General features: G+C 72.1%; 10 protein-coding genes and 1 pseudogene. 6 read left to right on the forward strand and 5 right to left on the reverse strand.

The genetic code is table 11. The features are described from left to right. Positions 1-57: 57 nt before the first annotated feature. Both ABEA10_RS33525 and pruA read left to right on the forward strand, forming a co-directional pair. Positions 58-984 carry a proline dehydrogenase family protein gene (locus ABEA10_RS33525; RefSeq protein ID WP_345470827.1) on the forward strand — a complete coding sequence of 309 codons (927 nt, stop codon included), beginning with the start codon at positions 58-60 and terminating at the stop codon, positions 982-984. 17 nt (positions 985-1,001) lie between these two features. Further along, entirely contained in the window at positions 1,002-2,627 is a 1,626-nt protein-coding gene (gene pruA / locus ABEA10_RS33530; protein ID WP_345470829.1) for an L-glutamate gamma-semialdehyde dehydrogenase, read from the forward strand. Positions 2,628-2,692: 65 nt separating this feature from the next. On the opposite strand, the gene ABEA10_RS33535 is transcribed toward pruA, so the two are convergent. Then, positions 2,693-3,619: a MurR/RpiR family transcriptional regulator gene (locus ABEA10_RS33535; RefSeq protein WP_345470831.1), complete on the reverse strand. Its 927-nt coding sequence runs from the start codon at positions 3,617-3,619 to the stop codon at positions 2,693-2,695. 170 nt (positions 3,620-3,789) lie between these two features. Here ABEA10_RS33535 and ABEA10_RS33540 point away from each other — a divergent pair. The 3 genes and pseudogenes from ABEA10_RS33540 to ABEA10_RS33545 all read left to right on the forward strand — a co-directional run. Then, positions 3,790-4,716, forward strand: a pseudogene (locus ABEA10_RS33540) (MFS transporter); the annotation flags it as partial. Positions 4,717-4,807: 91 nt separating this feature from the next. Then, entirely contained in the window at positions 4,808-5,056 is a 249-nt protein-coding gene (locus ABEA10_RS51355; protein WP_425550995.1) for a hypothetical protein, read from the forward strand. A 29-nt stretch (positions 5,057-5,085) separates the two neighbouring features. After that, positions 5,086-6,309, forward strand: coding sequence for a metal-dependent hydrolase family protein (locus ABEA10_RS33545; RefSeq protein ID WP_345470945.1), 1,224 nt, complete (start codon positions 5,086-5,088; stop codon positions 6,307-6,309). A 246-nt stretch (positions 6,310-6,555) separates the two neighbouring features. Here ABEA10_RS33545 and ABEA10_RS33550 read toward each other — a convergent pair whose 3' ends face one another. Next, positions 6,556-7,428: a sigma-70 family RNA polymerase sigma factor gene (locus ABEA10_RS33550; protein ID WP_345470835.1), complete on the reverse strand. Its 873-nt coding sequence runs from the start codon at positions 7,426-7,428 to the stop codon at positions 6,556-6,558. 138 nt (positions 7,429-7,566) lie between these two features. Here ABEA10_RS33550 and ABEA10_RS33555 point away from each other — a divergent pair, with 138 nt between their 5' ends. Beyond that, positions 7,567-8,022: a carboxymuconolactone decarboxylase family protein gene (locus tag ABEA10_RS33555; RefSeq protein WP_345470837.1), complete on the forward strand. Its 456-nt coding sequence runs from the start codon at positions 7,567-7,569 to the stop codon at positions 8,020-8,022. 84 nt (positions 8,023-8,106) lie between these two features. On the opposite strand, the gene ABEA10_RS33560 is transcribed toward ABEA10_RS33555, so the two are convergent. The 3 genes from ABEA10_RS33560 to ABEA10_RS33570 are packed head-to-tail and all read right to left on the reverse strand — an operon-like array spanning position 8,107 to position 11,978. Then, positions 8,107-8,874 carry an MFS transporter gene (locus ABEA10_RS33560; RefSeq protein WP_345470838.1) on the reverse strand — a complete coding sequence of 256 codons (768 nt, stop codon included), beginning with the start codon at positions 8,872-8,874 and terminating at the stop codon, positions 8,107-8,109. A gap of 60 nt (positions 8,875-8,934) precedes the next feature. Continuing rightward, positions 8,935-10,599, reverse strand: coding sequence for a dihydroxy-acid dehydratase (ilvD, locus tag ABEA10_RS33565; RefSeq protein ID WP_345470840.1), 1,665 nt, complete (start codon positions 10,597-10,599; stop codon positions 8,935-8,937). 14 nt (positions 10,600-10,613) lie between these two features. Beyond that, complete coding sequence (locus ABEA10_RS33570; protein ID WP_345470842.1) at positions 10,614-11,978, reverse strand: FAD-dependent oxidoreductase; 1,365 nt, start codon at positions 11,976-11,978, stop codon at positions 10,614-10,616. Between the last annotated feature and the right edge of the window lie 25 nt (positions 11,979-12,003).

The raw sequence follows: 12,003 nt of genomic DNA on the forward strand, positions 1-12,003 counted from the left end.
AGGCGGACCGTAGCTTCGAGGGCACCGACATTCACTGCTCGACCTGGGAGGTCACCGGTGTTGGGCCCTGCCTTGCTCGCCGCCTCGCGCAGTGACCGGATACGCCGGCTCGTCAGCGGGGCCGCCGTGACCCGGCCCGTCGTCGACCGCTTCGTCGCCGGGGACGCGTTGCCCGAGGCGCTGGAGGCCGTCCGGGCGCTCACCGCCCACGGCATCGACGCCACGCTCGACCACCTGGGCGAGGACATCACCGACGCGGCCCAGGCCCACCGCAACCGCGACGCCTACCTCGGGCTGCTGGAGGCGCTCGGCCGCGAGGGGCTGGGCGGGCACGCCGAGGTCTCGGTGAAGCTGTCGGCGTTCGGCCAGGGCCTGCCCGGCGGCCACGACCTCGCCCTGGCGGGCGCCCGCCGGGTGTGCGAGGCCGCCGAGGCGATCGGCACCACCGTCACGCTCGACATGGAGGACCACACGACCGTCGACTCCACCCTGGCGATCCTCGCCGAGCTGCGCCGCGACTTCCCGCGGACGGGCGCGGTCCTGCAGGCGTACCTGCGGCGCACCGAGGACGACGCACGGGCGCTGGCCGTCGAAGGGTCGCGGGTGCGCCTGGTCAAGGGCGCCTACCGGGAACCCGCCTCCGTGGCCTACCAGAGCAGGCGGGAGGTGGACCTGGCCTACGCGCGCTGCCTGCGGATCCTCATGGCCGGGGACGGCTACCCGATGATCGGCTCGCACGACCCGCGGATGATCGAGCTGGCCGTCCGGCTCGCCGCCAGGTACGGCCGTTCGCCGAGCGCCTACGAGTTCCAGATGCTGTACGGAATCCGCGATGCCGAGCAGCGCCGGCTGGCGGCCGAGCGGCGGCGGATCCGCGCCTACGTGCCGTACGGCGCCGACTGGTACGGCTACTTCATGCGCCGCCTGGCCGAGCGGCCGGCGAACCTCGCCTTCTTCCTGCGTTCGTTCACCACCCGCCACTGAACCCCGGGAGACTCCCCATGGACGCCATCACCCGCGTGCCCGCACCGGCCAACGAGCCGGTGCACGACTACCGGCCCGGCAGCCCCGAGCGCGCCCGGCTGGAGGCCGAGCTGGCCGCCCTGTCGGCCGGCGGCGCCGAGCTGACCTGCACGATCGACGGCAGGGAGCGGATGGGCGGCGGCGAGCGGTTCCCGGTCGTCCAGCCGCACAGCCACCGGGAGGTGCTGGGCACCACCGCGAACGCCGACCACGCCGACGCACGGGCCGCGCTGGACGCCGCCCGCCGGGCCGCCCCCGGCTGGCGGGCCCTCGATTTCGACGACCGGGCGGCGATCCTGCTGCGAGCCGCCGACCTGCTGTCGGGGCCCTGGCGGGAGAAGATCGCCGCCGCCACCATGCTGGGCCAGTCGAAGACCGCCCAGCAGGCCGAGATCGACGCGCCCTGCGAGCTGGCCGACTTCTGGCGGTTCAACGTTCACTTCGCCCGGCAGATCCTGGCCGAGCAGCCCGTCTCGTCGCCCGGCGTGTGGAACCGCGCCGACCACCGGCCCCTAGAGGGCTTCGTCTACGCGGTCACCCCGTTCAACTTCACCGCCATCGCCGCGAACCTGCCGACCGCGCCCGCGCTCATGGGCAACACGGTGATCTGGAAGCCGTCGCCCACCCAGCAGTTCGCCGCGCACTTCACCCTGCGGCTGCTGGAGGAGGCCGGGCTGCCGCCCGGCGTCATCACCATGCTCACCGGGGACGGCCGCGCCGTCTCCGACGTCGTGCTGGCCGACCCCGACCTGGCGGGCGTGCACTTCACCGGCTCGACCGCGACCTTCCAGCACCTGTGGCGCACCGTCGGGGAGAACCTCACCGGCTACCGCACCTATCCGCGTCTGGTCGGCGAGACCGGCGGCAAGGACTTCGTCGTCGCGCACTCCTCGGCGGACCCGGCCGCCCTGCTCACCGCGCTGATCCGCGGCGCGTTCGAGTACCAGGGGCAGAAGTGCTCGGCCGCCTCCCGCGCCTACGTGCCGCGTTCCCTGTGGGGGCGGATCAGGGACGAACTGGTCGCCGAGACCGAGGCGCTGACCATGGGGGACGTGCGCGACCTGCGAAACTTCGGCGGCGCGGTGATCGACGCCAGGTCCTTCGGCCGGCTCCGGGACGTCCTGGAGCGCGCCGCCAAGGACCCGGCCATCGACGTCCTCGCGGGCGGCACCTGCGATGACCGGGAGGGCTACTTCGTCCGCCCGACGGTCCTGGTCTGCGACGACCCTGGGCACGAGGTGTTCCGCAGCGAGTTCTTCGGGCCCATCCTGGCCGTCCACGTCTACGACGACGACGGCTTCGAGCCGATGCTCGCCCAGATGGAGTCGGTCAGCCCGTACGCGCTGACCGGGACGATCTTCGCCCGGGACCGGGCCGCGATCGCCCGCGCCACCGAGGTGCTGCGGTTCGCCGCCGGCAACTTCTACATCAACGACAAGCCCACCGGCGCGGTCGTCGGCCAGCAGCCCTTCGGCGGCGGACGCGCCTCGGGCACCAACGACAAGGCCGGCTCCGCCCAGAACCTGCTGCGCTGGACGTCCACCCGGACCATCAAGGAGACGTTCGTCCCGCCGACCGGCCACCGCTACCCGCACATGGGCTGACCCGCCCACCGAGCCACCGGCCCCGCACAACGACGTGCGGGGCCGGTTACGTCGTGGGGGAGACCTCAGCCGGGATTCCGGGTGCTCCTGGGGGCGCGCGGGACGTGCAGGACGCCGAAGCGCTCCCAGAGCTCTTCGGAGCGGCGAAGGCTCTCGGTCGTACGGGCGGGGTCGCGGGCGGCGAGCCGGGCGCAGAGGGCCTGGGCCACGGAGACGGCGGCGGTCAGGGCCGGGAAGAAGGCCGCGCCTTCGGCGGGCACCACCAGGACGTGGTGCGCGGCCTCGGCGAGCGGGGTGCTGGCCGAGTCGGTGATGGTGCACACCGTGGCGCCGCGTTCGCGTGCGACCTGCGCCGAGCGGACCGTTCTCGCGTACAGCCGCCAGAGGCTGATCGCGATCACGGTGTCCTGCGGGCCGACGTCGGCCAGGGCGTTGAGCATGTCCGACTTGCCGTAGCCGCCGAGCAGCTCGACCGGGTAGCCCGCCAGCACCGCGTTGTGCACCAGCGCCAGGCCGATCGTGGCGTAGCTGCCCTCGGCGATCACCAGCGTGCGGCGGGCGGCGGCGATCGCCTCCACCATGTGTTCGGCGACCGCCGGGTCGAGGTGCCGGCCGGCGAGCGCGACCGACTCCAGGTCACGGCGCAGGGAATCGGCGAACACCCCGCTCTGGGGCGCGCGGTGCTCGGCGGCGATCTCGGGCACGCTCAGCGAGGTCAGGTAGCGGGCCCGCAGCTCGGTCTGGAGGGCGGGCCAGCCGGAGAAGCCGAGCGCCTGCGCGGCGCGGGTCACGGTCGCGACGTTCACCGCGGCGGCGCTGGCGATCTGCTGGGTGGAGCCGTAGGTGCTCATCCGCGGCTGGGTCGCCAGCACCTCCAGGACGGCCCGCGCCTTGGGGCTCAGCGAGAACCGGGAGGCGCGCTCGCGCAGCCACTCCGCCACGACGGCGGAGGCCGAGCCGTCGGCCCCTTCGGACTCCTCGGTCCCTTCCACCGGGCTCCCCCCTCGGTCTCGGCGCCCTCGCGGGCGATCTGCATCGTACGCCGCCGTGTCCACACAGGATTGCAGTGACTATTGCTCACGGCAAAGCGTGCAACGTATATTGCAGCTCACTCGGACTCTCGCCGTCCCTGCCCATGCCCCCATCGTCGAGAGGTGCGCTGATGAACCTCCTCGCACGCCTGGACAGACTCCCGCTGTCCCGGCCGCACTACCTGCTTCTGCTGATCGGCGGGCTCGGCTACACCTTCGACGGCATGGACGCCGCGGTCGTCTCGTTCCTGATGCCCAGCACCAAGGAGCTGTGGCACCTGGGCGGAGTCCGGCTCGGCATGCTCGCCTCGTCCAGCGCCTTCGGCTACCTGCTGGTCGCCGGCCTCACCGGCGTGCTCGCCGACCGCATCGGCCGTCGCCGCGTGATGATGTACGCGCTGGCCTGCTACGCCTTCTTCTCCGCCGTCGCGGCGCTGTCGCCGAACTTCTGGGTCTTTCTCACCGCCCGGGTGCTGGCCGGGGCGGGGGCCGGCGCGGAGAGCGTGGTGATCGCGCCCTTCCTGTCGGAGTTCGTGCCCGCGGCCCGGCGCGGCTGGTTCGTCGGCGCGCTCGCCGGCTTCTTCTCCTTCGGGTTCGTCGGCGCCGCGCTCATCGGCCGTTTCGTCGTCGTCCACGGCAACGGCTGGCGCTGGGCCCAGGTGATCACCGCCGTGCCCATCCTGATGCTGCTCTGGTGGCGCCGGACGCTACCCGAATCCCCCCGTTTCCTGCTGTCCGGCGGGCGCACCGCGGAGGCCGAACGCATCGTCGCCGACCTGGAACGCCGGGTCGAGGCCGCCACCGGCCGCCCCCTGCCCCCCGTCCCGGCCGGAGCCGGCAAGGACACCGCCACCGCCACCGCCCACCCGGGGCTCGGCCTCATCGGCGCGCTGCGCTACCTGTGGTCGAAGGCGATGGTCCGCCGGACCGCCACCACCTGGTTGATCTGGTTCGTCATCACCTTCTCCTACTACGGCTTCTTCTCCTGGATCCCCACGCTGCTGGTGGACCAGGGCATCACCGTCACCAAGAGCTTCAGCTTCTCGATCATCATCTACTTCGCCCAGGTTCCCGGGTACTTCTCGGCGGCCTGTCTACTCCTACACCCCCGAGGTCTTCCCCACCTGGATCCGGGCCACCGGCACCGGGCTGGCCAGCGGCTTCGGCAGGGTCGGCAGCATCACCGCACCGCTGATCATCGGCGCGCTCTCGGCCTCCGTGGGATTCGCCGGCGTCTTCGGGCTCACCACCGCCGTCCTGGCGACCGGCGTCATCGTCACACTCGTCTTCGCCCTCTCCACGGCCGAACGGTCCCTGGAAGAGCTCGCCGCGCCCCTGCCTCCTGACCCGGGGCGTAGCGACACCAACGACACCGAGCAAGGAGCACTCTCTTCGTGACCAGCACCACCGGTTCGACCTCCGCCCTGATGCTGCGCAACGCCCACCTCCTCGACCCGATCAGCGGCGACTACACCGAGGGCGATCTGCTCTCCGTCGACGGGCGGATCGCCGAGACCGGCCCCCGCCTGACCGCTCCGCAGCGCGCCGAGGTGCACGACCTGCGCGGTGCCTACGTCCTGCCCGGGCTGATCGACGCGCACGTCCACGTCACCGCCATCACCGCCCATCTCGCCTCGCTCGCCACCACCTCCCCGCTCTACGTCGGCGCCTACGCCGCCAAGATCATGAGCGGGATGCTGGACCGCGGCTTCACCACCGTCCGCGACATGGCCGGCGCCGACCACGGCATCGCCGCCGCCCAGGCCGAGGGCGCCATCCGCGGTCCCCGGCTGGCCTTCGGCGGGCGGGCGCTCTCCCAGACCGGTGGTCACGGCGACCACCGCGGCCCCGGCGCGCACCTGCGCGACGAACACCCCTGCTGCGGCGACCACTGCAGGATCGCCGACGGCGTGGACGCGGTACGCGCCGCCGCCCGCGACGAACTGCGCAAGGGCGGCCACCACCTCAAGGTCATGGCCTCCGGCGGAGTCGCCTCGCCCACCGACCGGATCGACTCCACCCAGTACTCGATGGACGAACTGCGCGCCGCGGTGCAGGAGGCCGAGGCGTTCAACCGCTACGTCGCCGCCCACGCCTACAGCGCCCGCGCCGTCAACCGGGCCCTGGAGGCCGGTGTCCGCTCCATCGAGCACGGCAACCTGATCGACGACCGCAGCGTCCGGCTCCTCCTGGAGCGAGACGCCTTCCTCGTCCCCACACTGGTCACCTACTGGGCCCTGAAGGAAGAGGGCCGCCGGTACGGTCTGCCCGAGGGCAGCTGGCGCAAGGTCGACGAAGTGCTGCACGCCGGCCTGGCCGCCCTCGAACGCGCCCACCGCGCGGGCGTCACGATCGTCTACGGCTCCGACCTGCTCGGCGGTATGCACGGGCACCAGAGTCGAGAGTGGCGCATCCGCGCCGAGGTCCAGGAGCCCATCGACATCATCCGCTCCGCCACCAGCAACGCCGCCCGTCTCCTCGACCAGGAAGAGCAGATCGGCACCCTCGCCGTCGGCGCCCACGCCGACCTCGTCGTCCTCGACGCGGATCCCCTCCGGGACATCGGCGTCCTCGCCGCTCCGGCCGAGCACATGCCCATGGTCGTCCAGGCCGGGGCCGTCGTCCGCGACGACACCGCCGGGCGTCGCTGACGGCCGGACTTTCCCGAACCGGCCGGCTCGGTCACGGCGAGCACGAGCACGAGCACGAGGCCGCGGCCACGGACCGGTCCGTCACCGGAGGCCGCTGAGCGCCCTCGACGACCTGGCCGGCGCCCGGCTGTCCCGTGTGGCTCTACGGCGGGGTGGCCTGGCCGGTGTGGTCGTGTGGTCTCACGGCGGGGCGGTCTGGCCGGTGTGGTCGTGTGGTCTCACGGCGGGGCGGTCTGGCCCGTGTGGTCAGGTGGCCCAGGATGGGACGATCTGGCCCAGCCGGGTCGGGGCGGTGAGTCCGAGGATCGTGGTGATCACACCGTTCGCGACCGTGAAGGCCAGGACCGTGACCGGTCGTCCGCCGACGGTGATGAGAACGCCCGGGACGCCGTTCACGAGTGCCGGATGCGCGAGCGCGTCCCGGCGTGCGTACGTGCTCGCCGTGGCCGCGACCCGGTCCGCGCCGCGGATGACGGTGGGCCCCGCGGGACTCTGCGTCCGTAGCTCGACCTCGGGCGCGAGCATGGTCAGCAACGCGGCGACGTCGCCCCGGCCGGCCGCCGCGAGGAACGCGTCCACGACGTCCCGGGCCGCGGCATGGGCATCGGCCGGGGGCGTGCCCGGCCGCAGGCGTCCCCGCGCCCGGCTGGCGAGCATCTTGGCGGCCGCCGTACTCCGGCCGAGGACGGCCGCGATCGCGTCGAACGGGACCTCGAAGACGTCGTGGAGCACGAACGCCACCCGTTCCGCCGGGGTGAGGGTGTCCATGACGACGTACAGCGCGAGGCCGAGGGAGTCGGCGAGGACGGCCTCCTCCTCCGGATCGACCCGGGAGCCACCGGCCGCGTCCCAGGCGAGCGCGCCGACCTCGAGTTCGAGCGGCTGCTCGCCTCGCACCCCGCGCCTGCGAAGTGTGTCCAGGCAGATCCGGCTGGTCACCGTGGTGAGCCAGCCGCGCAGGTCCTCGATGTCACCGCCGCCGGTGCGCGCGAGCCGCAGCCACGCCTCCTGGACGGCGTCATCCGCGTCGGCGTGCGAGCCGAGCATCCGGTACGCGATCGCGTGGAGATAGGAGCGCTGGGTCTGGAACTCCGCGGCGAGCTCGTCCTCTTCGGTCACGGTCCTCCTCGGCGTACGGCGGTGTCACTACCAGGACGCGTCACGCGCCGGTGAGGTAACGCCCGGGCCGGCGTTACCTTCCGCCGTGACCGGACGTCGTAGTGCCGTCCACCGATCGACCCGTTCCCTGGGGGAGACATGACGGCACGCATCCAGAACGCGACCAGCCAACCCGACCTCACACCGGCCGTCCAGCACCTCTTCAAGGAGGTGTACACCGGCGGAGTACCGCGTCAGACGCTTGAGCTGGTGCATCTGCGCGTGAGCCAGATCAACGGCTGCAGCGCCTGTGTCGACGCCGGCGCCGCGAGCGCGGCCAAGGCCGGTGTCGGCTCCGAGAAGCTGGTCGCCGTCGCCGCCTGGTACGAGAACCCGCTCTTCGACGACGCCGAGCGGGCCGCTCTGACGCTCGCCGAGGCGGCGACCCGGCTCTCCGACCGGCCCGGCGCGGTCACCGACGAGATCTGGGCCGAGGCACGCGTGCACTACAACGAACGGCAACTCGGGTCCCTGGTGCTGATGGTGGCGATCACCAACTTCTTCAACCGGATCAACACCACCTTCCGGGTGCCCGCCGGGACCAGATGGGACTGACGGGCTTCGTCACCGGGACGTAGCCCTCAAGAGTGCCGGATGTAAGCCTTCGGCGGCCACGAACGCCGCGGGTGGGTGAGGGCGTCATCCGGGCCGATGAGCGGCCGGGGCGGGCGCCGATTCCGGTCGCGGCGCCGGCTCGAGGTCGGATCGCCGTGTCTCCGGTCCCACGAGCAGTGCCACCAGGGTGAGCGCGGTGAGCAGGCCCAGATAGACGACCACCAGCCACCAGTGCCCGGACCAGGTGAGCAGCGCGGTCGCTATGAGCGGCAGGAACCCGCCGGCCAGGACCGATCCGATCTCACGGGCGAAGGCGAAACCGGCGAGGCGGGTCCTGGTGTCGAACAGCTCGGCGAACCAGGCCGCCTGCGGCGCCAGCATGGCCGGGTAGCAGATGCCGAGTCCGACCACGAAGGCCAGCGTGATCGCGACGGGGGAGAGGGTGTCCAGGATGAGGAAGAACGGCGCGCTCCAGGCCAGGGAGGCGATGGCCCCTACAGCGTAGACGGGGCGGCGGCCCCAGCGGTCGGAGAGCCAGGCGAACAGCGGGATGGCCGCGATCTGCACGACCGACGCGACGATGACCGCGACCAGGCCCACGGACTCCGGCGCGTGCAGCTGGTGGGCGAGGAACGACACCGCGAACACCGGGAACAGGTAGGCGAACCCGTTCTCGGCGAACCGTGCGCCCACGACGACCAGGAAGTTGCGCGGGTGACGGCGCAGCGCCGCCAGCAGCGAGACCTCGGGCTGTTCGGAACGCCGGGCGGCCTCGAACGCGGGGGTCTCATGGATCCCTCGGCGCAGGACGTAACCGATGGCGAGGACGAGGGCGCCGAGCAGGAAGGGCACCCGCCAGCCCCAGGCGCGGAACGTGGGCCATGAAACGTCTCCCGTTCAAGGTGGATGAGCTCAGCGGCGCCGGGGCCGGCGGAGGACCGCGCCCTGCTGGATGGGGCCGACCAGGGCCGCGTACTGCCCGAGCCAGCCGCGCTCTGCTCCCGGATCGCCCGCGGTGACGGGCTCGCCCTGACGCTGGGGGTCGGCGTCGACGGTCCGCGCGTCGAGATCGATGCCGATGGCGTCGCCGTCGCGTACTCCCGCGAGAGGTCCGCCATCGGCCGCCTCGGGCATGACCTGGCCGACCACGAGCCCGTGGTTGAGCCCCGACAGCTCGCCGTCGGTGACGACCGCGACCCGGCCGCCCAGCCCGGCGCCGTTGAGAGCCGCGACGAAACTCGCGGCGAACACCGTGCCCGGGCCGCCCCGCGGGCCCATTCCCCGCAGCACGATGACGTCGCCCGGCTCGATGGCGCTTTCGCCCAGAGCGGCGATGGCGTCGTCCTCGCCCGCGAAGACCTTGGCGGGGCCGGAGAACCACCGCCGCGCACCGCCCACACCCGCGACCTTCACGATCGCTCCGTCGGGTGCCAGCGAACCGCGCAGGATCACCAGCCCCGGCTCGTCGGCGACGGGCCGGCTCAGCACGTGCACCACGTCACCGTCCGGTTCCGGGGCATCGGCGATGAGGTCGGCGACGGTACGGCCGGCCACCGTAAGGGCGCCCGTGTGCAGGCGTGGTTCGAGGGCGCGGAGCACGGTCCGTACGCCGCCGGCCTCGTCGAGGTCCCACACCTGGTGCGTCCCGTTCGGGCGGATGGCGGCGAGTTGCTTGGCGGTGCGCCCCTTCTCCTCGAACAGCGCCACCACGTCCAGATCCAGGTCGGCCTCGGCGGCGACGGCGGCGAGGTGACGGATGCAGTTCACCGAACCGCCGAGCGCGAGTGCGACCTCGACCGCGTTCTCGACGGCCTCCCGGGTCAGCACCTGCCGGGCCGTGAACCCCTCGCGTACCAGGTCGACGATGCGTCGCCCCGCGGCCGAGGCGCGTTCCAGCATCGCTTCGGAGTTCGCGCGTACGGGCGCGGAACCCGGCATGGTCATGCCGAGTGCCTCGGCGAGCACGTGCATGGTGTTCGCGGTCGCGAGGCCGGCGCACACCCCGGGCCCCTTGATCGCGCTGTCGGAGAGCTCGGCCAGCTCATCGACCTTCAGCTTCCCCGACGCGACGGCACCGACGGACTCGTACACCGAGTCGATGTCGACCGAGCAACCCGCATAGGTGCCGCCGCGCTGATAGCCGCCGATGACGACGATGGCGGGCAGGTCGAGGCGGGCCGAGGCCATCAGGTGGGCCGGGGTCGTCTTGTCGCAGCTGGAGAGCAGCACCATGCCGTCGAGTTGCGCGCCCTCCACCGCCGCCTCGACGTCGTTGACCACGAGGTCCCGGGTCGGCATCAGGTAACGCGCCTTGCGGCCGGCGCTGGTGACGAAGTCGCTGGGCGCGGTGGTGCGGATCTCCAGCGGCAGACCGCCGGCGGCGCGGATCGCGTCGGCGACCACTGTCGCCACGTCGTCCAGATGCGCGAAGCACACCGACAGCTTCGATGACGTGTTGACCACAGCGATCTTCGGTTTCTGCTGGTCTTCGATGCTGATGCCCATCGCGCTCCACTGCGCGCGACGTACGGCCCAGCGCGTCGTTCCGGGCTCGAAGTTGCTCCGTAGCCGTTCCATGGGTGTTCCTCCTGTCAGCTGAGGGAAAGAGCGCTGCCGTTGGCGGCCATGGCGGCCCGGACCTCACCGCCGGGCAGCTCTCGGTAGGGGATGTCGCCGTCGAGGGAGAGCACGGTGGCCATGGCGGCGGCGTGACCGTATTCGAAGCACTGCGCGGTGACACGGGCCGAGGTGAGTGCCTCGTGCTCGGCGGACAGGCAACGTCCGGCGACGATGATGTGCTCGCCGCGGTCGGGAACGAGCGTGCCGTAGGGGACTTCGTAGTAGTCGTCGAGCAACCACGTCAGCTTCGGGCGGTCCCCGGCGTGCAGCTCGATGGGCCACGGCACCCGGCAGATCCCGTCGTCCCGCTTGCGCGCGGCGAGTACGTCGTCGTTCGTGAGCCGCTCGATCCCGGTGATGGTGCGGGTCTGGCGAATCCCGGCCTCGACTCCGGTGTCGACGACGAACGCGTTCTCGCAGCCGGGGAACCGCTCGATCATGAACCGTGCGTAGTCGCGGACCTGCCGCCGGCCCAGGATCTCGGCTTCGGTGAAGTCGGCCGGATCGATGACGTTGAGCATCCTGCCGTCGCGTCCGCTGAGCCGGGTCGCGTTGACCATCAGCTCACCGGGCCGGGGCGTCGTGAAGATCCAGATCTTCTGCCGCGGCAGGTTCAGACCGGCGTTGCGCCCGTCGATGATCGCTTCGGTGACGTGCGGCGGGCAGATCGCGTCCGCACCGTAGAACTCGGTGAACCGCCTGACGTCGACGTTCCCGAGCCGGAAGAACATGGTCGGGTTCTGGATCACGCCGTCGTCGCCGAACGTGTAGCGATGGCCGGCGCGGGCGACGACCGCCGCGTCGCCCGACGCGTCGATCGTGCGATCGGCCAGGACCACGGCACGGCCCGCGTTGGACTCCACCACCACACCGCGATGCGTCACGCCGTCCAGGACGAGCCCGGTGACCACGGTGTGGAACAGCACCCTCACCCCGGCGCGTTCCAGCAGGGCGTCGGCGGTCTCCCGCCACACCAGCGGATCGTGCGCGACCGTCCACGTCTTGCCATAGATCTGGGGAGCGGTCAGCCCGCCGCGGCGCGTCAGCTCCCGACGGAACCGTTCGGTGAACCCGCCGACGACCTGGCGGGGTTCCCGGTCGCTGTCCGAGGCCAGGTACAGCCCGCAGATCGTGCCCGACATGCCCGCGACCGCCGCGCCGCCCGCGAAGCCGTACCTCTCCACGATCAGGACGGACCTACCGGCCTCGGCCGCCACCGTCGCCGCCGCGACCCCGGCCGCACCGGCGCCGACGACCAGGACATCGACCTTCGCCAGTACGTTAAGCCCCTGTTCAGGGTGTGGGTCCGTCAGCGACCAAGCCGATATATCAGTCACGTACCGGTTGTATACGGCCGATGAA

It is taken from the genome of Actinoallomurus oryzae, from assembly GCF_039541955.1.
Lineage (GTDB): Bacteria > Actinomycetota > Actinomycetes > Streptosporangiales > Streptosporangiaceae > Actinoallomurus > Actinoallomurus oryzae.